This window comes from Arenibacter aquaticus (genome assembly GCF_003957295.1).
GTDB classification, from domain to species: domain Bacteria; phylum Bacteroidota; class Bacteroidia; order Flavobacteriales; family Flavobacteriaceae; genus Arenibacter; species Arenibacter aquaticus.
The window spans coordinates 854,165-879,119 of the sequence record NZ_RQPJ01000021.1 but is presented as its reverse complement, the minus strand read 5'-3'; the positions used below and the strand labels follow the sequence as shown (position 1 = coordinate 879,119).

Below are 24,955 nucleotides of genomic sequence, written 5' to 3'. Positions count from 1 at the left end.
CAATTATTAAAAATTAATCAATATTACATACAAGAAATGAAACGCACTAACTTAGGTAATGATCATGGCCTTACATGGAAAAAAGTAAAGAAAAATAGAATCCCACTTAGCACTAGTTTATTTGCCTTAATCTTACTTCTTGTTTTCTCCTGCAACACTTTGTCCAAACAGGATAGTGCTAAGGACCAACCCGAGACAACAGAATCGTATACAGTATCTATACCTCCTGGAGGGAATAGTTGGGTGGTTAATGATATGGAAGAGAATCACAGCGTAATTTCTGAAGATGGAATTCGGAATTGGAAAAACGGAAGTAGTGTAATAAGAACTTATTTTAAAACAGCAACCAGTGGTAAGATACATGTAGCTCTAAACCTAAAGGTATTGGAGGGCAGCTCTAAACTTAAAGTATCCCTAAATGGGAAGTCCAAAGTGATAAAGGTGTCCAATACGGAAAACCAAACTGTGGAAGTGGGGTCATTTGAGATAGCCCAACCGGGCTATCATTATATAGCACTACAGGGGTTGGAAAAAACAGGGGTGAGCTTTGCAGAGATAGACGAAATACTCTTGGGCGGTACAGCAACAGATGGGGACATTACTTTTGTGAAAGAGGATTTTTATTGGGGAAGAAGGGGGCCTTCTGTTCATTTGTCCTATTCCACCCCTGCCGATACGGATGTATTGTGGTTTTATAATGAGATTACGGTACCTGAAAATGAGGATGTTGTGGGGTCTTACTATATGGCGAATGGTTTTGGCGAAGGTTATTTTGGTATGCAGGTAAATTCGGAATCCGAAAGAAGGGTACTCTTTTCCGTATGGAGTCCGTTTGAGACCCAAGATCCCAAAAGTATTCCGGAAGAATTTAGAATTATAATGTTGGGCAAAGGAGAAGGGGTTACAACCGGTGAATTTGGTAATGAAGGCTCAGGAGGACAAAGTTATAAAGTCTTTAACTGGAAAGCGGGCAATACCTATAAATTTCTTTTAAAAGGGGAGCCTTCCGTAAATAATTCCACCGATTATACGGCATACTTCTATGCTCCTGAAACGGGAAAATGGAATTTGATTGCCAGTTTTAGAAGACCTCATACCAGTAGCTATCTAACCAGACCACATTCTTTTTTGGAGAATTTTAGAACAGAAGTGGGGCATATTTCGAGGATGGGGGAATATACCAATCAATGGATAATGGACACAAAAGGACAATGGCATGAACTAACCAATGCCAAATTTACAGCAGATGCCACGGCAAGAAAAGGCTCTAGGGTAGATTATGCCGGCGGTGCCATAGGAAACAAATTTTTTATGAAAAACTGTGGTTTTTTCAATGAAAAAACCACTATGGATACCTATCACGAAAGAACAGCCAATGGAGTGGCACCAAAAATAGATTTTAGCCTGTTGGAGAAACCAAAAAAATAGAAATAAATCTAGCTTGGTCATAGGTTGCCCAGGACGACTTAAAAGCAATGTTAAAAGTAAATAGAGATCAGTAATCAGTAAACCAATCAATGAAATGAAAAAATTATTAGTTTTTAGTTTATTGCCATTTGTATTATTGTCCTGTAAAGAGGATAGTAAGAAAGAGGCTCTTTTGGAAAAATCGCGAAAGCCCAATATCATCTACATCTTAACGGATGATCTTGGATATGCCGAAGTGGGAGCCTATGGACAGGAAAAAATAGAGACCCCAAATATAGATGCCCTTGCAAAGGAAGGGATGTTGTTTACCCAACATTACACCAGTGCCCCGGTTTGTGCACCAGCACGTTATATGTTGCTCACCGGGACGCATTCCGGACATGCCCATATTAGAGGAAATGAGGAATGGGGAGAACGTGGAGAAGTTTGGAATTACAAGGCAATGGCCAAAGATTCTGTATTGGAGGGACAACGCCCCATGCCGGACAGTACCATTACCATAGCCAAAAAACTCAAAGAAGTAGGTTATCGTACGGCCATGTTTGGGAAATGGGGATTGGGAGCCCCACATACCAACTCTATACCTACAACTATGGGATTTGATTTCTTTTTTGGATATAATTGCCAGCGCCAAGCCCACACCTATTATCCGCTACATTTGTACAAAAATGAAAAAAGGGTTCATTTGAATAATGATACCATTGCCCCCAATACTAAATTGGCAAAGGGTGCAGATATTAATAAATCGGAAAGTTATGCTCCCTTCACTTTAAATGATTATGCTCCAGATCTAATGTTCAAGGAATTAACTGGCTTTGTGGATAGAAATAAAGAGAATCCGTTTTTTGTTTATTGGGCTACTCCAATTCCGCATGCAGCCATCCAAGCGCCACAGAAATGGGTAGATTATTATATAGAGAAGTTTGGAGATGAAGAACCTTATTTAGGAAACAGAGGCTATTTTCCCCACAAAAACCCTAGAGCGGGTTATGCTGCCATGGTTTCCTATCTTGATGAGAATATTGGAAAATTGGTAAGAAAGTTGAAGGAGGACGGACTTTATGATAATACCCTAATTATATTTACCTCTGACAATGGTCCCACTTTTAATGGAGGGACGGACTCCCCTTGGTTTGATAGTGCCAAACCTTTTAAGAGCGAGTACGGACATGGAAAGGGATATGTTTATGAAGGTGGTATCAGGGTGCCTATGATAGCTAGCTGGCCAAAAGAGATTAGCGCTGGTACTAAAACAGACCATATTTCAGTACATTACGATGTTATGGCCACCCTGGCCGATGTTGCGGGCTATAAGGCTCCCAGCTATACAGATGGGATAAGCTTTTTGCCCACCCTCTTATCCAAAGAAGAGCAAATACAGCACGATTTCCTGTACTGGGAATTTCCAGAATATGGAGGGCAGCTTGCCATACGTATGGGTGATTGGAAAGTGGTTAAAAGAAATTTAAAAAATAAGAAAGAGGAGGCTACCTTAGAGCTATATAATCTAAAGACAGACCAACGCGAAACAAATAATGTCGCAGATGAACATCCCGAGATTATAGAAAAGGCGAACAGCATTCTGAAAAGGGAGCACACCGAACCTAGTATTGAAAAATTTAGGATTCCGGCCTTGAGCCAAGGACTGTAAGCAGTACATAATACACTAAATTCATGGTACTTGGGGCAGGATATTTTCTGCCCCAAATGTTTATAACAAGAATAGTTTTATGCTAATAAACCAATTAAAAATAAAAGGTATAGGAATATTAACGCCTGTTTTTTTACTTTGGGCCATTTGTGCAGAAGGGCAGAAAGTGGGGATTGTTCCCCAACCGTCAAAAGTTAATTTAAAAAAAGGGCAGTTCATTATCAACCAGGGTACATCTATTGTTACCGATGGCCCCAACACCGAAAATGCAAATTATCTTCAGGAATTGTTGAAAGTCGACTTTCAGAAAGAATTGCAAATCAAAAATAAAGGTAAAAAAGGAATCGTTCTAGAACTTGACGCAACATTGACCAAGACGTTAGGGGAAGAGGGATATACTATGGAGGTGGATAAAAAAAGTGTACATATTGTGGCCGCTACCTCGGCGGGTGTATTTTATGGTATACAATCTTTACGACAGCTAGTTATTTCAGGAAGGGAAGTAGGGAAGTCAGCTATTAAGGTGCAGGCCATGAAAATTGAAGACAAACCACGTTTTGGATGGCGGGCTTTTATGTTGGATGAAGCCCGTTATTTTAAAGGTATGTCAGAGGTGAAAAAACTGTTGGATGAGATGGCCCTTTTAAAAATGAATGTATTTCATTGGCATTTGACCGATGACCAAGGGTGGCGATTGGAAATAAAACAATACCCAGGGCTCACCCAAATTGGTTCTAAGAGAAGCAATTCCCAAATTGGTGGTTGGGATAGCTCGGAACGATCCAATGCCCCGCATTCCGGATATTATACACAAGAAGATATACGGGAGATCATTGCCTTTGCCTCAGAGCGGCATATAACCATAGTCCCCGAAATAGAGATGCCCGGACATGCCTCAGCTGCCATTGCTGCTTATCCATGGTTGGGTACTGTAGGTGACCTTAAAGAGGTACCAACAGTCTTTGGGAAGTTACCGGACTCTTTTAATGTCTCCGATCCGAAGGTACATGTGTTTCTTAAAAATGTGTTATTGGAGGTTATGGATTTGTTTCCGGCCAATACTATTCATATTGGTGGTGATGAAGTGAAATTTGATGCTTGGAAATCTTCCAATGAAATTCAGGATTTTATGAAGGAAAAGAATCTGGAATCACCAGGAGATTTACATGTTTATTTCACGAATAGTATAGCACAGTATTTAAACGAGAACGGACACAGAATGATGGGGTGGAATGAAATTCTGGGTGAAAACGTACACGAATGGCAGGATGCCGGCGATTTGGAGGTAAAACAGGACCTTGCCAAAAATTCATTGGTCCATTTCTGGAAAGGGGATTTGGAATTGGTATCCAAGGCGGTCAAGGAAGGGTATGATATTGTAAATTCGTATCATGAATACACCTATCTGGACTATTCCTATGATTATATAGCGCTGGAAAAAGCCTACGATTTTGATCCAATTCCCAAGGGTTTGGAAGAACAGTATCACCAGAAGGTTTTGGGTAGTGGTTGCCAAATGTGGGGTGAGTGGATTCCAACTCCCAATGATATGGACAGAATGGTGTTTCCAAGACTGGCAGCCTATGCAGAGGTGGGCTGGACAAATAAAGAACGTAAGGATTATAAGGTTTTTAGAGCTAATTTAAAACCCCTTTTAGAACGTTGGAATGAGCAGGGCATAACATTGCCGGAGAAGTTTGAAAAAATTAATTTTACTGAAAAATAAAAGGGAAAGAGAGTATGAGGATTTATAAGGCTATTGCAATAGCGAGTATTTGTATTAATGTATCCACTGCACAAGAAGAAATCACCACTTCCGAACTAAAAGATCATATTACATTTCTTACTTCGGATCAAAATTCAGGAAGGTATCCAGGTGGAAAAATAAATAAAAGAGTAGTGTCCTATATTAGAAAGGATTTTAAAAATGCTGGTATACTTCCATATGCAAAATCCTATAAACAGACTTTCAAGGCAAAGTTAAGGGTAAAAAAAGGGGACGAGCCCAAAAAAGCCGTTAAAACATGGAATGTCATAGGCGTAATTGAAGGAAGTGATCCCCTGTTAAAGGATGAATTTGTGGTACTTGGGGCCCATTATGATCATTTGGGTATGGGGGGTGGACCTTCATCAAAATCAGATAAAATCCAAATTCACCACGGGGCCGATGATAATGCTAGCGGTACTTCGGCATTGCTGGAAATAGGGGAGAAGCTGGTGGCCCATAAATCAGAATTAAAAAGGAGTGTTTTGCTGGTAGCTTTTGGAGCAGAGGAACAAGGACTTTTGGGTAGTAAGTATTTTACGGAACATCCTGTTGTACCCCTTTCCAAGATAAAATTGATGATCAATATGGATATGGTGGGCAGGTTAAACCAGGCCAACCAAGTGTATATGGGCGGGGCCGGAACTTTTCCGGGAGGAGTGGAACTGATGAAGGAATTAGCCCCCCCATTGGGGTTGTCACCCGTGGTACACGCCGGTTCAGTGGGTGGATCCGATCATGTTTCCTTTTATAAAAAGAAGATATCGGTAATGGGTATTCATACAGGGGGACATCCTCAGTATCATACCCCCGAGGATACGGTTGAACTGATTAATTTTGAGGGGCAAAAGAAAGTATGCAATTATATTTTTAATGCTATCATGAAAGTGGCTGGAACACCATATCCTATGGAGTTCATTTACCAAGATTAAAGATGGGGTGACATTATTCAATTTTAAATGTAACTTTGTTTTTTAAAATAAATTATATTCTATGCAATACGTTAAAATTTTAGGGGTCTTTCTTATGATTGGAGTTATGGTCCAATGCAAGGAGGGGAAGAAACCAACTGGTGATAGTAAAGACAGTACTCCTATATCGGAGGCTGGAAAAGCCCCAAATAAGGATGTGGCGGTTCTGGTTGAAAAACCTGAAAATATTGAAGCACCGGATGGAATGGTTTGGATTCCGGGAGGTGAATTTACCCAAGGAGCCGTACCCCAGGATAAAATGGCAATGGACCATGAAAAGCCTGCCCACAAGGTGAAAATTGACGGGTTTTTTATGGATGCCACAGAGGTAACCAATGCTGAATTTGCCAAGTTTGTGGAAGAAACAGGTTACATTACCGTGGCCGAGCGCGCAATTGATTGGGAAGAAATGAAATCACAAGTGCCTGAAGGTACTCCAAAACCTCACGATTCTATTTTACAACCTGGCTCGTTAACTTTTAAGAAAGCAAAAAGTACCGTGCCGAACCTTTACGATTTTTCACAATGGTGGAGTTGGACCATTGGTGCCAATTGGAAACATCCCAACGGACCTGATAGTTCCATAGAGGGCAAGGAGAACGAGCCCGTGGTACAGGTGGCTTATGAGGATGCCCTTGCGTATTGTGAATGGGCAGGAAGAAGATTGCCTACTGAAGCGGAATGGGAAAGGGCGGCCCGTGGAAATAAGGCCGAAAGTATCTATTTCTGGGGAGATGATGAATCCGTATTGTCACAAATGGGCAATACCTGGGAAGGAGAATTTCCGGTAATCAATAGCAAGGCCGATGGTTTTGAATCTAGAGCCGAAGTAAAATCATATCCTCCAAATGATTTTGGACTTTATGATATGGCCGGAAATGTTTGGGAATGGACCAGTGATTGGTACAACATAAATTACTACAAGGAATTGGACGCCCAAAATAGCGTAGCGGTCAATCCGCCCGGTGCCAGCTCTCCTTATAACCCCAATATGCCCTATGCCAAGGAAAAGGTAATGAGGGGCGGTTCGTTTTTATGTAACGCTTCTTATTGTGCTAGCTATAGGATTTCTTCAAGAATGGCCAGTAGCTTGGATTCTGCTCTGGAACACCTAGGTTTTAGAACAGTTGCTACCGTAGATATGCTGCAAGGCAATTAAAAGTATAATATATTGATGACACCTATTTCCAATTTGGGGATAGGTGTTTTTTTGTTTTATAAACGTAAATTTTACGCTTATAAATTAATGTTATATATTTGTCGTGTAAAAACAGCAAATATAAATGGCTTTTCCAGATAACTTTACCCCTGATTTGGTTGTAGATTCTCCAGGAAGAATTAATCTAATAGGGGAGCATACCGATTACAACCTAGGCTACGTATTGCCAACGGCCATAGAGAAGAAAATCACCTTTAAATTTAAAAAGAACAACTCCAATAAACAATGCAACTTTTATAGTTTAGGCTTTAATAAGGGGTTTGCAGTTCAGTTGGATAAAATAGCTCCCAGTGCAGTAGAGTGGGAGAATTATATTTTAGGGGTTCTAAACGAAATTTTAAAAAGGACTGATAAATTAAGGGGCTTTGATTGTACCATAGAGAGTAAGTTACCTATGGGCTCTGGTTTAAGTTCTTCGGCTGCCTTGGAATGTGGGCTGGCTTTTGGACTCAACCGCCTTTTTGGACTTTCTCTGTCCAATATGGATATTGTTAAACTATCCCAAAGGGCAGAGCACACGTATGTAGGTACTCAGTGCGGGATCATGGATCAATTTGCATCCGTTATGAGTAGGCAAGGACACGTTATATTGTTAGATTGCCAATCATTGGAGCATCAACAAATACCTATACAAATTGCTCCCTATAAGATGATAATGCTGAATACTAAGGTATCCCATAATTTGGCAAGTAGTGAATACAATACAAGGAAGAGAGAATGTGAAGCAGGGGTACAAATAATTAAAGAACGCTATCCAGAGGTTAATTCTTTACGTGATGTTGATACTGCAATGATCCAAGAATATGAAGGGAATATGGATCCTACCATATACAGTAGGTGTTCATTTATTGTGACAGAGAATCAAAGGGTATTGGAAGCTAAGGAGGCCATACAGGAAAACGATCTGAAGCGTTTCGGGGAATTGTTATACCAGGCTCATGAGGGCATTAGCAAAGATTATGAGGTAAGTTGTCCCGAATCTGATTTCTTGGTAGACTTTACCAAAAAATATGAGATGGTATTGGGGGCAAGGCAAACCGGCGGTGGCTTTGGAGGCTGTACACTCAACATTGTTCATAAGGACCAAGCGGACCAATTTATAAAGGAGGCTTCGGCAGCATATAAAGAGGCTTTTAATATAGATTTGGAGGCATTTGAGGTAAAGCCCAGTGCCGGTACAACTATACGTTAATGAGGGGGATTAGGCTATTGGACAGAAATACAATGGAGTTTTCCCTTAGTTGATAAGTTGTTATAAAAGTCTATTTGGTCAATCCCAATAAATACCAAAACTTAAAAGAAATGGAACCTAGTAATTTCAACAGCAACCCCCATAGAAGGTTAAATATTCTTACCGGTGAATGGATTTTAGTTTCACCACATAGAAATAAGAGGCCGTGGCAGGGAAAGACAGAGAAAAGCGCAGAGACCAATCTGCCTAGTTATGACCCTTCATGCTACCTTTGCCCTACCAATAAAAGAATGGGAGGTGGCATTAATCCTGCGTATAAAAAGCCATTTTCCTTTGTTAACGATTTTTCCGCACTATTGCAGGATGTAGGGAACGAATCTTATGAGAACGGCCTACTATATGCTGAATCAGAATCTGGGATCTGTAAGGTTGTTTGTTTTTCCCCAGATCACTCCCTGACCCTACCATTGATGACTGTAGAGGCCATTACCGATGTAATATCGCTTTGGCAGCAAGAATATGCAGAATTGGGAAGTAAAGAAGGTATCAACCATGTTCAAATTTTTGAAAATAAGGGTGCCATAATGGGGTGTAGCAATCCGCATCCCCATGGTCAGATATGGGCACAACACAAAATTCCATTAGAAGTTGAAAAAAAAATAAGACAGCTAAAGAACTATTGGGACAAGCACAACAAAAGTATACTGCAAGACTATTTGGGGCAAGAATTGGAGTTGGATAAACGGATTGTTCTGGAAAATGAGTATTTCGTAGCCCTTGTCCCTTACTGGGCGGTGTGGCCATATGAGACAATGATCTTGCCCAAAAGAAAAATTGCTCACATTGGTTTGCTTACAGAACCTGAAAAGAAAGCGTACGCAGAAATATTAAAAGACTTGACCATTAAATACGATAATATTTTTAAAACTTCGTTTCCGTACTCAGCTGGAATTCATCAGGCGCCAACAGATGGTAAAGAACACCCGGAATGGCATTTTCATATGTCGTTTTATCCTCCCTTACTGCGTTCGGCAACAGTCAAGAAATTTATGGTAGGGTATGAAATGTTTGCCAACCCACAAAGGGATATAACAGCCGAACAGGCTGCAGAGACCCTAAAGGCTTTGCCTAAAAAACATTATACACTTTTTTGATACGGAGAAGTATCAAGAAATAGACTTGTAATGCCATTATTGGCTTTGTGAAACCTGTGTTTTGGACGATCTTTATGGGATGTGAGCGAATAGCCAATTCGGCGTAGTTCCTTTTTTGCACAATCTAGGGTAAATGGATTATTGTAGTCCAGGGATATGGTTTTGTTTATAATATCAATATCCAAAATACGTAAATCACAAATCCGACTTAGATTTCTGGTGATAATATTTTTGCCTTCTTCGGTATTGAGTTGCTTAAGTTTAAAAGATGTAATCATGGAAATTAGGAGTTAGTTAAACATGGTAAAATTATATAACCACGCTCCTAGGTAAAATGATATAGATCAGTTTGGAACCATTTTAAGAAAAAACAAAGTGAATTAGGGGTATAGGGTGTCCCATGTATGAACCACTTAGACCAAATATTTGTAAAGCGTGTTGTTTTAAAATGGAAATGCCCCTAATTTTCGTGATGATATTTTGTGGACTATACTTGTAGGTAGAAGTTATGGCCAATTAAAAATCCTAGTTGATCCATATCTTACTCGTACAGGTCGAGCTTGTTTTTTAAATAAATAATTTCAGCCTGCATTTTCTCTATCCTTTTTAAGAGTTGGGTTATTACTTCAATCCCCTCCAAGTTGATGTCCAATTCTGAATAAAGTCGAACTATTTTTTCCGCCTTGGGCAATTGTTTAAGGGGGAGATAGTATGAGTTCTCCTTTAGTACAATATCTACCAGCCCATTGTCATATAGTTGAAGTATAAAATGGGTCTCTATATCGTGACTCGTACAGAAGTCGGTTATCAATACATATTCCTGTTCCATGAGATGGGTTTTGTGCTTTCGTTTTTCAAAATTTGCATTCAATTTTAATTGGTAGCTATTATTTGTTTTTTCTAAGAGCTGCCAATTCTTTGATAAGGGTTTTTTCTTTTTCGGTTAGGTTTTTTGGCGTAACTATATTATAGGTAATATATAGATCTCCAAAAGCATTGTTTTTTTTATATACGGGAAAGCCTTTGCCTTTCAATTTTACTTGGCTTCCGTTCTGGGTCTCCGGCTTTACCTTAAGTTTTACTTGGCCGTCAAAGGTGTTTACGGTAATTTCCCCACCTAACAGGGCTTTATATAGTTCTAGGTTCACAGTAGTATAAAGATTGTTGCCATCCCGTTTAAACTGGGTGTCGTTTATGATAGAAAATGTAATATATAGGTCACCATTGGGACCACCCTGATGCCCGGGACCTCCATGACCACTGATTTTTATGGTTTGCCCATTTTCTATTCCTGCAGGGACGGTAATCCGTATGTTTTTTCCATTTACTGTCAGGGTTTGTTTATGCGTGGTATAGACATCCCTAAGATGTAGTTTTAGTTCAGCGTTGAAGTCCTGACCTCTAAAGCGCGTGGTTCGTTGTCTGGAAAAATCGGCGGTTGCCCCACCAAACATGGATTCAAAGAAATCTGAAAAATCATGGGCACCATAATTTTGGGAATAACCTTTCCTTCGGCTTTGGCCATATGCCGACTGTTGGGAGGACCTGGCTTTTTCAAATTCTTCCGCATGTTGCCAATCCTTACCGTATTTGTCATATTTTTTGCGCTTTTCCGGATCGCTCAATACCTCATTGGCTTCATTTATTTCCTGAAATCTTTTCTCGGCTTCCTTATCATTTGGGTTAACGTCTGGATGGTATTTACGGGCCAATTTACGATAGGCCTTTTTTATATCATTTGGCTTGGCATCCTTGTTTAGTCCCAATATTTTATAATAGTCTATAAATTTCACTTGTGATGTATTAATTTTAAATGATTTGGGAGTTAATAAGTAGAGGTATACAGCTGTAGATCCAAATCTTATTCCACTCCAACCCCTTATTAATAGTTATTCTGAGCAAATCAAAATTATTAAAAACCAACCTTCATCCAACTGATTAAAATCATATATCGCACCGTATTTTTAAATTAAATTTAGTAGTGTATTTAAGAGTAACATGCAGGACGCAATATTCATTGATTGGGTATGAAACTGTATCCTAATGGCGTAGGCCCTTTGTTTCCCTTCTTTATACTACACCATAGCAGTAAGGCATTTAGGAGTTTAGTTTAACTCCTTTAATAGACCAATAAGAACATCATATCAATTAATCTGTTTAAGAATAAATTGTTGTACAACCTACTGTTATTGACTAACACATAAATATAAAAAAAAAGGATATATGAAGAATATATTGATACCTACCGATTTTTCCGATAATGCGTTTAAGGCCATCGTTTATGCTATTAATCTTTATAATGGTGAAGCGTGTACCATACATTTATTGCACACCTATACACCGGCTATCTATCAATCCGAATATTTGTTACATAGTCCAGGGCAGTTGGGGTTGGGGGATATCTATAGGACGGAATCTGAAACCAAGTTGGATGAGTTAAAAGAGAAGCTTATTACAAATTATGAAAATCCCAATCATCAATTTGTCACACATAGTGCATTCAGTATTCTTATGGAGGCCATTGATGAACTAGTTGAAAGCAAGGGAATAGATCTTATAGTCATGGGCACACAAGGTGCAACCGGTGCCAAAGAAATATTTTTGGGTAGTAGTACTGTCCATACCATTAAAAGAGCAAAGTGCCCTGTTTTGGCCGTGCCGTTTAATTTTGAATATGAAAAACCAGGAAAAATATTATTTCCCACGGATTATGAAATAGACTATAAATCATTACTAATAAAAGAGCTGCTATATATTGCCAAGATACATAAATCCACTATAGATATAATGCATGTTCGTTCCAATTACGAATTGGATAAGGAACGAAAAAAAAATAAAAGCAAATTGGACGACTTATTGCAGGGTACCGATCATCATTTTCATGAACTACCTGATCAGGGTATAATAGAAGCAATCAATTCTTTTCGGCCAAAGCAAAATTCAAATTTGTTGGCTATGGTGAAGAATAAGCACAGTTTTTTGGAAAATTTATTTTTAAAGCCGGTCATTAATCAAATAGGTTTTCATACCACCATACCGTTTTTGGTCTTGCCCTACCACTTACTGGAATAGCGTTTAGGATAGGTCAGGGAGAAACTGTCCCATTCCATCAGAGAAATATACGTAGTTATTAATATCTATTACAATGGCAGCTAAATTTAATGAAGAAGATCAAAGTAGGAAGGTAGCCGTGCTCTATAGAGAGACGCAAAAATGGAAATCTGACCTGAATTTTTTGGAGGTAGAGGCAAATTTTATACAACAACTTCTAAACTCCTATGTGTTTGTACCCAATACCCCCAATTTATTTGAAAGACTACAGAGCTTTTTGGAAAGGACAGAAATTTGTGTAAAGCATAAGGAAGAGGTTGGGGCCATGATTACGAAGCATGAAAAAGTTCTTGGTGGTATGTTGGAATGCAGGGATGAGACCTGCGATTTTTCATACTACAGATTACATGAAAACATTAGGGAAACAGTACTAAAATGCATGCATACTTTTAGGATTCTAAAATCTGAAGTATTTAACTATGCCGGTAATATTCTTAAAAACAGAAAGGAAGAATAATAGAATACAATAATGTAGAACAATGCAATATAAAATGTTAGGGTAGGGGATGGTATAATAGGCTATACAAGTACCTTATGTACTATACCAACGGAAAATAAAAACAAGCAGTTTTCCGTCTCTACTGGAGAAATGTTATCTGTATACCGGACTAGACCGTTCTTAAAGTATAACTTCTATAGTTTTAGCAACTACTTTTATAATAACTTTTTATAACTTTTGGTGTTAGGTTTTTAGTGAAAATCCTACTTTTGTTTTATAACAAGAAATGAAGATTTTGATTATGGCAGAAAAAGTAGAACGTTTAAAGACGTTGATCATTGGTTCGGGTCCGGCAGGATATACTGCGGCTATCTATGCAGCTAGGGCCGATTTAAAACCGGTTTTATATACAGGAATGGAGCCCGGAGGGCAGTTGACCACAACTACCGAAGTAGATAATTTTCCAGGTTACCCTGAAGGAGTAGATGGTCCTACTATGATGGTGCAATTACAAAAACAAGCCGAAAGGTTTGGTACAGAGGTAAGAATCGGCATGGTTACCAAGGTAGATTTTAGTGATGAAGTGGGTGGTATCCATAAATTGACCATAGATGACAATAAGATTATTGAAGCAGAAACAGTAATTATTTCTACTGGGGCAACCGCCAAGTATCTAGGTTTGCCCAGCGAGCAAAAATTAAGGGGAGGTGGAGTTTCTGCCTGTGCAGTTTGTGACGGTTTCTTTTATAAAGGTCAGGATGTGGCCATTGTTGGTGCTGGGGATACCGCTGCGGAAGAGGCTTCTTACTTGGCCAATATCTGTAAAAAGGTAACCATGTTGGTAAGGAAGGATTATATGCGTGCATCAAAAGCTATGCAGCATAGGGTAAACAGCTTGGAGAATATTGAAATTCGCTATAATACCGAAGTAGATACGGTATTGGGTGATCAGGTTGTAGAGGGACTTAGAATGGTGAACAATGTTACGGGAGAAAAAGAGGACATAGCCATAACGGGATTGTTCATAGCCATTGGCCACAAACCTAATACGGAAATATTTAAGGATCAACTGGAAATGGATGATACCGGATATATCATTACAAAAGGTAAATCTACCAAGACCAGTAAGCCTGGGGTGTTTGCCAGTGGTGATGTACAGGATAAAGAATATAGGCAGGCCGTAACGGCAGCGGGTACGGGTTGTATGGCAGCCCTTGATGCTGAACGCTATTTGGCTACTATAGAGTCACCAGAAGAGGTTTCTTCCTAATCTATTAGACACTTATAATACTATAAATGCCCACTGCGCAATTCTGCTCAAGTGGGCATTGTTTTTTATAGCAGCATAATTAAAAGGAATATTAGGTTATTAATTGAGACGCTTATAGTTCTCAGAATTTATGCGGTTACCTTCCTCGTCTACAAATATTTGGCTGTATTTATCGCCTTCAAGTTGTAGTTCCATATGCCATTCCATGTTTTCATTGGCTATTTTTCGCATAGAAGCAGACATATATTCCAATTTTTCGGTCAAGGTACTATCTGTCGCGATGTAAGAACCATACCCAAACCACTCTACAGAGTCTGTGGGGACATACCTGGTCCACATAACCTTACCGTCATAGTACATTTTAATTTGGCGGTAACCATCGGTAGCTGGCAAGGTTTGTACCACCTCATTGCCATCATAATTATTAAAACTTACAAGTTCCCAAGTACCTTCCAAAGTCTTAGGCTCTTGTTTTTCGGGGGATGTTAATTGTGTTGCGGATACTAAAAATAACATCAGGAAGATTATACCAAGTAATTTTTTCATAGTAGTTTCATTTAAAATATTAGATACTAATAAGTTACAATATTTTTAGAAATTTAACACAAAAAATAAAATTTATGTTAAAAAAAAATTCTGTCAGGAATTTTATGATGCTCGTAGCCAACAATTATTTAAATCTAGGATAGTGTAATGTTTCTGTGATAAGAATGCTAAAAAGAAGCTATTATTTTACTTAAATCACATTTATGCTGTTGATTGTTTGATTTTTTTGATTTTTTTAAGACTTTAGCCGGGACTAATTAAATAAACTAATATGATACAAAAACTATTATTGTTGTGTATTCTCATGCTTTCTTGGCATGGATTTGCCCAAAATGTCACTGGTAACGTAAAAGATGAAAGTGGGGCTCCACTTCCGGGAGTTACGGTTTTGATTGTTGGTACCAATACGGGTACTACTACGGACTTTGATGGTAATTTTACTATTGCCGCCGAACAAGGTGACGTATTGCGATTTTCTTATTTAGGGATGAAAACGCAAGATGTTTCGGTAACATCAGCTACCGAATTAAGTGTTGTGCTAATTGAGGATGCCAGTGCTTTGGACGAAGTGGTGGTTACCGCTTTTGGTGTTGAAAAAAAGCAAAAATCCCTTGGTTATTCTGTAACTCAGGTAAATGCCGCCGATCTGGACCTGGCAGGACAGTCCAATCCTATGGAGAGTTTGCAGGGTAGGGTTGCCGGGGTTCAAATAAATAGAACTTCAGGGACTTCCGGTGGTGGAGTGGATATCTTAATTAGGGGTATTACTTCCGTAAATCCAGGTAGGAGCAACCAGCCTTTGATTGTTGTGGACGGGATTGCCTTGAACAACGACACTTTTGCTGGGGAGGTAAGACCTAGTTCAGGGTCCAATTCGCCAAATAGTTCTGAGCAGTTTGCCTTTTCCAATAGGGCAGGGGACATAAATCCTGAAGATATTGAAAGTTTTAATGTGTTGAAAGGAGCTGCCGCAACAGCACTGTATGGGGTGAGAGCTTCCAATGGTGCTATTATCATTACTACTAAAAAAGGAAAAAAAGGAAAGGCCAAGATTAATTTAACGGCTTCTACCACCTTTAGGGAAATAAGAACAACTCCTTCATTGCAAACTACCTATAGGGAAGGTTTCAGTGGAGCGCCCAGGACACTCTACGATCCAGATTCCCCTACAGGTTTTAATAGGGTTCAAAATGCAACCTCCTTTTATAGTTGGGGACCTAAGTATTCAGAAGATTCCTATACCTTGACTGATGGTACGGTTGTTGACTTGTCCAATGATCAATTTTACAGTCCCTATGATATATTTAGGACCGGCTTTAATTCCCAGGTGAATCTGAGCATAAGTGGGGCTAGTGATAAATTGGATTATTTCTTTTCCCTTGGTAAGGACAACGAAAATGGTGTATTGCCAAACACAGATTATGCAAAAAATAATTTAAGGTTAAAAGCGGGATATAAGATTTCTGATGATTTAACCCTTAATACATCTATTTCGTATTCCAATTCTGGAGGACGAAGAGCTAACGGTGGGGATAAATCGGTAATGAGTGCCTTGTCCTACTATTCGGGTACCTTTCCCATCAATGATTATATGAATGCCGATGGTACCGAAAGGGATTACTCTTTTGGAATTATTGATAATCCAAGATATTTAATGGAGACCAGTAGTTTGGTAGACGATGTAAATAGATGGATTGCCAATGCCACTATAAATTGGAACCCCAAGGAATGGGTGAATCTTACCTATTCTGCTCAAATTGATAATTATTCAGATCAAAGAAATAGATATGTTGGTCCTGATTTGGACGGTGGTTCCCAGGTTGGTGGTTTTGTGTTAAACCAAAATATCAATTTTACAGGTTTGGAATCCAATCTTTTAGTGGCTTTTACCAAAGATTGGACCGATGATTTTACAACAGATCTTACATTGGGACATCAGATTTCCGATACCAAAAGGGATTATGCCCAAGCAAGGGGAGAGGGGCTAAATGTACCAGGCATCAATGAAATTGGAAATACGATTAATTACTTTTTGGATAATAGTGTAACGCAATTGCGTAATGTGGGGGCTTTTGGAGAATTGAAGTTGGGCTATAAGGACAAATTGTTTTTAACCGTTACCGGTAGGAACGACTGGCTGTCCACCTTGCCAAAGGAAAATAGATCCTTCTTCTACCCATCGGCAAGTTTAGCTTATGATGTTTCCGATTTGTTTGGAGACAATGATGTGTTCACATTTGGAAAGCTTAGGGCTTCATGGGCAGAGGTAGGTAAAGGTCCTGGATTTGGAGATGTTGGACAATATTTTGTGGTTGATGGCGATTTCCCATTTGGAGGAGCAGGAGGATATAGAAGAAGTACCTTATTGGGAGATTTGGACATAGTGCCAGAGCGTAACCAATCGACTGAATTTGGTGCCGACCTTAGATTTATAAATGATAGGATAAGATTGGATTATGCCTACTATAAGACACGAGTGAAAGATCAAATTTTCACAGTAGGAACGGCGTATTCTTCTGGGCTTTCCGGAATAACTAGGAATGCAGGGGATTATGAGGTTTTTGGACATGAGCTCTTGGTAAGTGCAGATATTATTAGAGGCAATGATTTTAGGTGGGAATTAATTTTAAACTGGTCTACCAGTGAAGGGAAAGTACTTGAAATTCCGGAGGATATTGAAGCCATTATTTTTGCAGATTCTGGGTTTGCAGGAATTACTTCAGAAATTAGAGCCGGAGATAAAATGGGCACACTTTATGGTTATAAGTGGCGCTATGAAGATGGTCAGCGTTATTTGGATGCTGAGGGATATCCAGAAATTGTATTAGATGAAAGGGTAAAGGTTGGTAATGCCTTTCCCGATTTTATATCCTCCTTAGGCAGTAATTTTAAATGGAAAGGATTAGGTTTAAATTTCTTACTGGAATATAAGGAAGGTGGTGATCTTTACGATTCTGGACTTAGAAACGCTGTTCGTAACGGTAATCGCTTATCAACTTTGGTCAGGGATGAGGAGGTAGTATTGTCCGGTGTTATGGATGATGGAAGCGGAGGCTATACCGCTAATACTACCCCAGCTTTAATTGATCAGAATTACTATAGAAATTCCAGTGTGTACAACAGGGCATCCGAAATATTGGTACAGGATGCTTCTTGGGTTAAACTCCGTAACATTAGTATAACCTATGATTTGAGCAGTCAATTTATTAAGGACCTGCATATGGAGAAAGTGAGTTTTTCCGCAAGTGCTGGAAACATACTTTTATGGACTCCGTTTGATGGATTTGATCCGGAAGGGAACCAATATAGTGCTGGTAGTAATGTATACGGTTTCACAGGACTTAGTGTTCCTTTGAGCCAAAGCTACTCTTTGGGTCTAAATATTTCATTCTAAAAATGATAAACATGATAAACAATATTATAAAAACTGGAATTCTATCACTGCTATTGGTTGCACAGGTTTCTTGCAGTGATGACTATTTTGATGTAAATACTCCTTCCAATACAGCAACCTTGGAGGAATTAAGGATGCAGGATTTAATGGCACCGGTTATTCATAGCACAATGGAAGGGCAACGTTCTGCCGAATTGGCTTTTGGAAACTATGTGCAGAATTTCGTTTCTACCGGAGGAGGTGCTGCAGGACAGACTTCTGCGAGTGGATTGTGGAGTCAAGTATACCTTTATATATTGCCTAATATCAAGGCTATTAAAACCAAGGCTATAGAAACCAATGCCACACATATTGGTGCTATATCGGATATTCTTATTGCTATAAATCTTGGGATTGCTACTGATACTTGGGACAATATTCCTTATTCTGATGCTACTGACGGTCCCGATAACAATTTCCCGACCTTTGATACCCAAGAGCAAATTTATACAGAAATATTTTCTTTGTTGGATGCTGCTATTGCTGCCTTGGAAGGACCAGATGACTCTGGCTTTAGTTTAGGGAGTTCCGACCTCATTTATGGTGGGGATACTGAGCAATGGTTGAGGGCGGCCTACACTATTAAGGCAAGATATCAATTACACTTGGTAAACAAAGGTGTTGTTGCGCCCAACGAAGTGTTGTCTTCCATAGCCAATGGGTTTACCTCCAATGATGATAATTTTGAAATGGCATATAACGAGAAGAACATAAACCCATGGTATTCAGCAGAAATATTGGCCAGGTCTACAGGTAACCTTAGTAATGATATTGCCAGTCAATTGGTGAGTTCCATGAACGGGGATTACTATCCTTTTGAAAGTCCTGCCCTAACTATAGATCCAAGATTACCTTTGTTCGCAGAAATTGGGGACGATACGGAATGGAAGGGATTTGTAAGTGGAGGGGCCGGTATAGCTCCTGATGGCAGTGATGCCAATACGCGATTTAAAACCGATGGATATTATACCAGCATAGATTCCCCCTTATTGCTTATAAGCTATGCTGAGGCCAAATTTATTGAGGCTGAGGCTGCATTTTTGGCCAATGGCGGAAACACAAGCAGTACAGGTTCTAGCACAGAGGCATATAATGCTTATTTGGAAGGTATCCAGGCCAGTATGGAAATGTATGATGTGGATGGATCCGATTACTTGGCCGATGGAGCCATTGCCGTTGGTGAAGGACAATTGATGTTACACCATATCATGAAGGAAAAATACATTCATAACTTTTTAAATCCAGAGACTTTTGTGGATTACAGAAGATATGATTTTTCCGATGAAGTATTCACCGGGCTTCAAATAAGGTTAGAAGAGGCAAGTGATGACAGTGAATTCTTTGGTCAATGGTTTAGAAGGGCTATTTACCCCTCAACAGAATTAAATAGAAATGAGGCAAATGTAGTAGCAAATCAACAAACCCCAGTAACAGGAGTTTGGTGGGATAACTAACAATTATCCAAGTATAGAAAAAACGGCCATCCTTTAAAGGTGGCCGTTTTTTTTATAGTAGTTACTGATAAGGTTGCACAATAAATAAATATCCTCTTTTCTATGATGGGCGCTGAGCACAATTCTACTCATGATCGGCGATTCTTCGCTTGGATATCTAAAATTGGTCACCAATACCTTGTGTTGTTCAAGGTAACGACTTAGGCTTTCATCCTGAAAACTAAAGGCTGGGTGTTCCGCAAGGGATATAAACTTGTCTATGGGTTTTATGCAAGCTCTAAAAAATTCAATGTTTTCTTTTAATACTTTTCTTTTCTTGCCAAACAGTTTAAGGCCATCTGTAATACAGGCCATGGCTGCGGGTGCTGCTGGACTGGCCCCACCAAAAAAAGCTGTGTTGGATAATTGTTCCACACGTTTTTTTGTTCCCATAATAGCACCGCCCTGAATCGCAAAACCTTTTCCCAGCGAACAACAAACAATGAGCTCTTTGGGGTTTAATGTCTGGACCGTTTTAAAAACACCTCCACCTTGGTCTCCCACAAGACCTATGCCATGGGAATCGTCTACCACTAGAACAATTTTTTGCAAGGGCAATATCTTTAAGCCCTCAAAATTGGGATAATTGGATCCGGAAAAATCAATGGCATCCATAAACACAACTGCGGTGGTCTCTTTATCTTTTTTTAACTGTTCCCTAAGGGCAATGTTTAAAGCGGAAAAGGAGGCATAGGGCTTATTTTGGGTGTCAGATTCCGTTGGGGTATAGAGGGCAGAGTGGGTATTGGGGGCATAGAAGGGGATATTGTTACCCGTTCCCAATGATTGCCTAACCAACTGCGCTGCCAAATAACCAGAAGAGAGGGTGATACAGGATTCGCTCCCTACCAGATTGGAAAGGAGCTGCTCCACTTCTTCATATATGGATAAACGGATATTGGATTTTCTGGAAGCTCCGTAATGGGTACCATATTTTCTTATGTTGGCTATATAGATGTCCTGAAAGGCCGGATCTTCCTGTAACCCTAGGTAAGAGGTACCACCGAAATACAAGTATTTTATTTGGTTGATCTCTATTTCCCTCCCTGGAAAGCCGTCTATTTGGTAGGTCATTATCGTAAGCTTACACCACTTCCTCCCTGAGAAGGAAAAATTACTTTACCGTCATCTTTTATAATAACTCCATCTGCAATGTCTTCTTTAAGTAACATGGCGCCATCCATATCTACGTAGTCCAATTGGGGAATTAACTGGGCAATGGCAGAGATACCAACGGTAGATTCGGTCATACAGCCAACCATTACTTTGAGCCCCATTTCCTTTGCTTTCGCAATCATACGTCGGGCAGGGGTGAGTCCGCCACATTTGGTTAGTTTTATATTGACCCCTGTAAAATGAAGACCACATTTTTCAACATCAGACTCCACAATACAGCTCTCATCAGCAACAATAGGCAGTACACTTTTATGTATTACCTTTTCCATACCCTTCCAGTCATCTGCTTTTAAAGGTTGCTCAATAAATTCTACTCCCAATTCCTTTAAATAGGGAGCATTTAAGATGGTTTCTTCCGCAGTCCATGCACAGTTGGCATCTACCCTAAATATGGCATCGGTATGTTTGCGCAATTCCCTGACAATTTCCACGTCCTGTTGGGTCCCAAGTTTTATCTTATAGATTGGCCACGGCATTTCCTTCATTTTTGCCACCATTTTATCAACTGTGTCCAGACCTATGGTATAATTGGTTACTGGGTAGCTACTGTTGTCGGTTTGCCAAATTTCGTATAATGGTTTTCCCAATAGCTTTCCATACAGATCATTGGCGGCCAGATCCAAAGCACAGATAGCAAAATTGCTAAGATTCTTGGAAACTAGGAAGGCGTGAAAGGCCTCTGGCTCTTTAAAATTATAGTTCTCAATTTCCTCTCGAACATTTTCAATTTCGGCCTGCATGGTACTGAAAGTAATTTTATAGTAAGGATTGGAGGTGGCCTCTCCATAGCCTGTTTTACCATTGTGTTTCAGAGCTACGATCATTGAGTCCTGAAAATCGTGGGACTCCCTAGATATACTAAAGGTATGTTTTAGAGGGAGTACATATTTTTTGATCGTTATTTCCATAAATATAAATTAAGGAACGAATATAAAGAAAGAAGGTTGAATGAAAAATCAAAACCCCATTGAAATAACAATGGGATTTTGATAGTGGTTAACATCTCTTGGAAAAAGAAATATAGTAGGTAAATTAAAGCTGCTTTACTTTTCCTGAACTGGATTTTTTTTGCTCTACTTTAGCATCGCCCTTATATCTTATATCCCCTCCACTACTGGCTTCCGCAATAAGGGATTGGGATACATTTAGGGTTATATCTGCACCACTACTGGCATTTGCGCGACAAACAACAGCACTTAAATCCTCTGCTTTTATGTTAGAACCACTACTTGCACTGCTCACCATGTTTTGGGCGGCTCCAGCAACAGTAATTTTGGCCCCACTGCTCGTATCAATATTAAGCTGATCAACCAAAAGTTCCTTTATCTGTAGCTTGGATCCACTGGTTGCACTTAAATCCAAACGCTCGGTCTTTATATCGGTATTGGTCGTCATATGTGCACCACTGGTTGTTATCAGGCTTGTAATAATAGGTAAGCTTACATAGACCTTTTTGCTGGCCCGACCAATACTTTCAATAGAGTGAATATGCAATACGCTATTCTTAATATCGGTAGCAATCAAGTCAATAACATTTTCATCGGCCTCCACCAATATTTCCAATTCGCTTCCTTGGGTGATATACACGCTAATGCCTTCTGAAGCACTAACGCTTGTAAAGTTGGAAGTCACTTTTCTATGTTCTTCTTCAACAACTCCATTTCCCCTTTTTCCGTTCCCAATATTGATATCGAATCCGCATGAAGAAAATAAAATTGCCAAGATAAGTGTAATGGTAATTCTTGCTAGTGTTGTCATGATAGTTGTTCGTTTTTGCCCATATAGTTTTCCAGTGGGGGGTAGGTACTTTGGGTGCGATTGATTAATGTGTTCAAAAATATTAAATGTGATGAGTAGATAATAGGATATGTTGCTGAACTGTAAATGATTATGGTTGTATTGTATCTATTTCACTTCGAGTTGAATTAGCTTCATTGGTCTTAATTTCAACTCCCTGCTCATTGATCTTTAGTTTAAAATTGTCCCCGTCTCCTTTAATGTCGATATCCACTCCGTCTTCATTGATGATAATTTTTCCCTTACCTTCCTGAGTCGTATTCTCCTTATTGTCCTCTGTACAATCCAGACATTTAAGTTCTCCATCTTCACCCATAACCCAAGTCTTATCCCTAATGGCACAGGGGCCCATATTCTGATCGTTGCTGGCCCTGTATGTCCAACAGTTCCCAATCGATTTTTCAAATAGAATCCTTGTATCTTTTGGGAGGTAAAGGTATACTCTTACTTCTTGGTCCCTATATTTATTGGCCTTTGGGGTAGTAAGATAATCGTCCAATATTATGGTATTACCCTCAATGGTGTAGCCATAGTTGATATTAGCGGCTGTTTCAGTTGCATTTTTAAAAGAGCTGCCATTCGCGTTTTTACGAATTTCTATACGGGGAATTGAATCTCTTGAAACCCGCAGGTTAATACGTACATCCTCGGATATTAAAACCTCTTCACCGTTTTCAGTATAATCCAGTACAATACCGCTTAAGCCAAACTTATTACTATTGCTGTCCTTATCGGACGAGCTTAGACTTATGCTTACAGGCTGGGAATTCTGAATAAGGACAAACTCTTTCTCTGTGGAGACATTGCCAGTATAGGCATGCTCTGCCGCTTGTCGTATACCAAATACCACCAATAAAATTATGGATATCAACCACAGGCCCAATAGGGTAAACTTGGCAATGTTCCCGATAGATTTTAAGTTGTTGACCAGTATTTTAAGACCAAGGTACATTAGAAAGAAAAACGGGATTCCCATTGCAAAAAAAACCAATAAGGATACCAACCATACCGGGGTGTTGGCACTATTAATAAGATCATAGAAATCTATTCCGGGAATGTGGAAAATATCCAGGATGCCAACCGTGAAAAGGCCAATGAAGAGGCCCACAATTCCGGTGGCACCTATAACGATAAGGATTATTCCAATAAATTTTCCAATTATTTTAAAGAAGAACATAATGATGTCTGCCAAGGCATTGAAAAAGCTTTTACTACCATCCTTAACTTTATTGCCTACTTTTTCATAGTCTACACTTTTTACCTTTTCGGCCACATCATCAAAACCTTCCTTAACTTTTTTTTCAATATTACTGATATTGACGGCTTCCCCACGCATATCCAATTTTTGGACGGTGGTCACCGCTTCGGGAATCAAAATCCATAATAGACCGTAAATGAATACAAAACCTCCCCAACTAAAAATAGTCAACAGTACCCACAATAAACGTATCCATAGGGCGTCTATCCCAAAATAGTGACCCAAGCCGGCAGAGACACCACCAATATATTTGTTTTCAATATCCCTGTATAGTTTTCTAACCCTTTTGCTTTTATGGGTAGAAATGGGTTCATCCTCAAAAATATCCTCGTCTACCATGTAGTCTTCGGGTTGGCCCATTATGGCAATGACCTGGTCTACTTCCTTTTCTGTAATAACCTGTCTTTCATTTTCCATTTTTTCATGGAACAATTCTGCTATCCTGGCCTCTATATCAGCTATAATCTCATCACTGCCACTGGTATTGGCAAACGAACGTTTAATAGCCTCCAAATACCGTTGTAATTTGGTGTAGGCCACTTCATCTATATGAAAAAATAGATTGGCAAGATTTATATTGATTGTCTTATTCATTTTTAGCTTTTTTTATTTTTGGTAACCAGATTTGTGGCGTTTCTTAATTCATCCCAGGTAGTATCCAATTCCTTTAGGAACAATTTACCGGTCTCGGTTAATTTATAGTATTTCCTTGGGGGACCTGAAGTGGATTCTTCCCAACGGTAGTTGAGCAATCCTGCATTTTTAAGTCGTGTTAATAAAGGGTATATAGTGCCCTCTACCACTAGCATTTTAGCGTTCTTGAGGGTGTCCAGTATTTCGGAGGTATACTTATCCTCCCCATCCAAAATAGAAAGAATGCAGTATTCCAATACACCCTTGCGCATTTGTGCTTTTGTATTTTCAATATTCATAGTTCCATGATTATAATAATTTGACTGTCCGTTTTTTTGATGTTTGCATTTGTTGCATTTCGATTTTTTGATTGATTTGATGAATAAACTCTGTAATTAGTGTGATGAGTACTAATTTTA

The 24,955-nt window shown here is 39.3% G+C and carries 21 protein-coding genes; 12 read left to right on the top strand and 9 right to left on the bottom strand.

Annotated features, from left to right (window positions below; all coding sequences use genetic code 11):
* Window positions 1-36 precede the first annotated feature (36 nt).
* The 7 genes from EHW67_RS19505 (at window position 37) to EHW67_RS19475 (ending at window position 9,380) form a co-directional block, all read left to right on the top strand.
* Entirely contained in the window at window positions 37-1,428 is a 1,392-nt protein-coding gene (locus tag EHW67_RS19505; protein WP_126164052.1) for a DUF3472 domain-containing protein, read from the top strand.
* A gap of 94 nt (window positions 1,429-1,522) precedes the next feature.
* Window positions 1,523-3,079 carry an arylsulfatase gene (locus EHW67_RS19500; protein WP_126164051.1) on the top strand — a complete coding sequence of 519 codons (1,557 nt, stop codon included), beginning with the start codon at window positions 1,523-1,525 and terminating at the stop codon, window positions 3,077-3,079.
* A gap of 79 nt (window positions 3,080-3,158) precedes the next feature.
* On the top strand, window positions 3,159-4,805 hold the full coding sequence (locus EHW67_RS19495) for a beta-N-acetylhexosaminidase (protein WP_126164050.1): 1,647 nt from the start codon (window positions 3,159-3,161) through the stop codon (window positions 4,803-4,805).
* A gap of 14 nt (window positions 4,806-4,819) precedes the next feature.
* Window positions 4,820-5,776: a M28 family metallopeptidase gene (locus EHW67_RS19490; RefSeq protein ID WP_126164049.1), complete on the top strand. Its 957-nt coding sequence runs from the start codon at window positions 4,820-4,822 to the stop codon at window positions 5,774-5,776.
* Window positions 5,777-5,837: 61 nt separating this feature from the next.
* Entirely contained in the window at window positions 5,838-6,974 is a 1,137-nt protein-coding gene (locus tag EHW67_RS19485; protein ID WP_126164048.1) for a formylglycine-generating enzyme family protein, read from the top strand.
* Between the two features lie 124 nt (window positions 6,975-7,098).
* The gene (gene galK, locus EHW67_RS19480; protein WP_126164047.1) at window positions 7,099-8,226 is read left to right on the top strand and encodes a galactokinase; all 1,128 of its coding nucleotides are present in this window, start codon (window positions 7,099-7,101) and stop codon (window positions 8,224-8,226) included.
* A gap of 110 nt (window positions 8,227-8,336) precedes the next feature.
* Window positions 8,337-9,380, top strand: a complete 1,044-nt coding sequence (locus EHW67_RS19475) for a UDP-glucose--hexose-1-phosphate uridylyltransferase (RefSeq protein ID WP_126164046.1) — start codon at window positions 8,337-8,339, stop codon at window positions 9,378-9,380.
* Here the strand turns inward: EHW67_RS19475 and EHW67_RS19470 are convergent.
* From EHW67_RS19470 to EHW67_RS19460, 3 genes are all read right to left on the bottom strand, one after another.
* Complete coding sequence (locus EHW67_RS19470; protein ID WP_126164045.1) at window positions 9,365-9,658, bottom strand: hypothetical protein; 294 nt, start codon at window positions 9,656-9,658, stop codon at window positions 9,365-9,367. The genes EHW67_RS19475 and EHW67_RS19470 overlap by 16 nt on opposite strands.
* A 263-nt stretch (window positions 9,659-9,921) precedes the next feature.
* Entirely contained in the window at window positions 9,922-10,209 is a 288-nt protein-coding gene (locus EHW67_RS19465; RefSeq protein ID WP_126164044.1) for a chaperone modulator CbpM, read from the bottom strand.
* A 58-nt stretch (window positions 10,210-10,267) separates the two neighbouring features.
* A complete protein-coding gene (locus EHW67_RS19460; protein WP_126164043.1) occupies window positions 10,268-11,173 on the bottom strand; it encodes a DnaJ C-terminal domain-containing protein in 906 nt (301 codons plus the stop codon).
* A 430-nt stretch (window positions 11,174-11,603) separates the two neighbouring features.
* Between EHW67_RS19460 and EHW67_RS19455 the strand changes: the two genes are divergently transcribed.
* The 3 genes from EHW67_RS19455 to trxB all read left to right on the top strand — a co-directional run bounded on the left by EHW67_RS19455 (window position 11,604) and on the right by trxB (window position 14,200).
* Window positions 11,604-12,452: a universal stress protein gene (locus EHW67_RS19455; protein ID WP_126164042.1), complete on the top strand. Its 849-nt coding sequence runs from the start codon at window positions 11,604-11,606 to the stop codon at window positions 12,450-12,452.
* A gap of 73 nt (window positions 12,453-12,525) precedes the next feature.
* The gene (locus tag EHW67_RS19450; RefSeq protein ID WP_126164041.1) at window positions 12,526-12,948 is read left to right on the top strand and encodes a hypothetical protein; all 423 of its coding nucleotides are present in this window, start codon (window positions 12,526-12,528) and stop codon (window positions 12,946-12,948) included.
* A gap of 283 nt (window positions 12,949-13,231) precedes the next feature.
* Window positions 13,232-14,200, top strand: coding sequence for a thioredoxin-disulfide reductase (gene trxB / locus EHW67_RS19445; RefSeq protein ID WP_126164159.1), 969 nt, complete (start codon window positions 13,232-13,234; stop codon window positions 14,198-14,200).
* A 99-nt stretch (window positions 14,201-14,299) separates the two neighbouring features.
* Here the strand turns inward: trxB and EHW67_RS19440 are convergent, their stop codons facing one another.
* A complete protein-coding gene (locus EHW67_RS19440) occupies window positions 14,300-14,746 on the bottom strand; it encodes a hypothetical protein (RefSeq protein WP_126164040.1) in 447 nt (148 codons plus the stop codon).
* Between the two features lie 271 nt (window positions 14,747-15,017).
* On the opposite strand from EHW67_RS19440, the gene EHW67_RS19435 reads away from it, so the two are divergent.
* Window positions 15,018-18,140 (top strand): SusC/RagA family TonB-linked outer membrane protein, encoded by a 3,123-nt coding sequence (locus EHW67_RS19435; RefSeq protein WP_126164039.1) that lies wholly within the window; start codon window positions 15,018-15,020, stop codon window positions 18,138-18,140.
* Between the two features lie 11 nt (window positions 18,141-18,151).
* The gene (locus EHW67_RS19430; RefSeq protein WP_126164038.1) at window positions 18,152-19,633 is read left to right on the top strand and encodes a SusD/RagB family nutrient-binding outer membrane lipoprotein; all 1,482 of its coding nucleotides are present in this window, start codon (window positions 18,152-18,154) and stop codon (window positions 19,631-19,633) included.
* 33 nt (window positions 19,634-19,666) lie between these two features.
* On the opposite strand, the gene EHW67_RS19425 is transcribed toward EHW67_RS19430, so the two are convergent.
* The 5 genes from EHW67_RS19425 to EHW67_RS19405 all read right to left on the bottom strand — a co-directional run bounded on the left by EHW67_RS19425 (window position 19,667) and on the right by EHW67_RS19405 (window position 24,835).
* Entirely contained in the window at window positions 19,667-20,746 is a 1,080-nt protein-coding gene (locus EHW67_RS19425; RefSeq protein ID WP_126164037.1) for an aminotransferase class I/II-fold pyridoxal phosphate-dependent enzyme, read from the bottom strand.
* Window positions 20,746-21,756 carry a dipeptide epimerase gene (locus tag EHW67_RS19420; RefSeq protein ID WP_126164036.1) on the bottom strand — a complete coding sequence of 337 codons (1,011 nt, stop codon included), beginning with the start codon at window positions 21,754-21,756 and terminating at the stop codon, window positions 20,746-20,748. Before EHW67_RS19420 ends, EHW67_RS19425 begins: the two co-directional genes overlap by 1 nt.
* 124 nt (window positions 21,757-21,880) lie before the next feature.
* Window positions 21,881-22,606, bottom strand: coding sequence for a head GIN domain-containing protein (locus EHW67_RS19415; RefSeq protein WP_126164035.1), 726 nt, complete (start codon window positions 22,604-22,606; stop codon window positions 21,881-21,883).
* A gap of 130 nt (window positions 22,607-22,736) precedes the next feature.
* On the bottom strand, window positions 22,737-24,497 hold the full coding sequence (locus EHW67_RS19410) for a PspC domain-containing protein (RefSeq protein ID WP_126164034.1): 1,761 nt from the start codon (window positions 24,495-24,497) through the stop codon (window positions 22,737-22,739).
* A 2-nt stretch (window positions 24,498-24,499) separates the two neighbouring features.
* Window positions 24,500-24,835, bottom strand: coding sequence for a PadR family transcriptional regulator (locus EHW67_RS19405; protein ID WP_126164033.1), 336 nt, complete (start codon window positions 24,833-24,835; stop codon window positions 24,500-24,502).
* Between the last annotated feature and the right edge of the window lie 120 nt (window positions 24,836-24,955).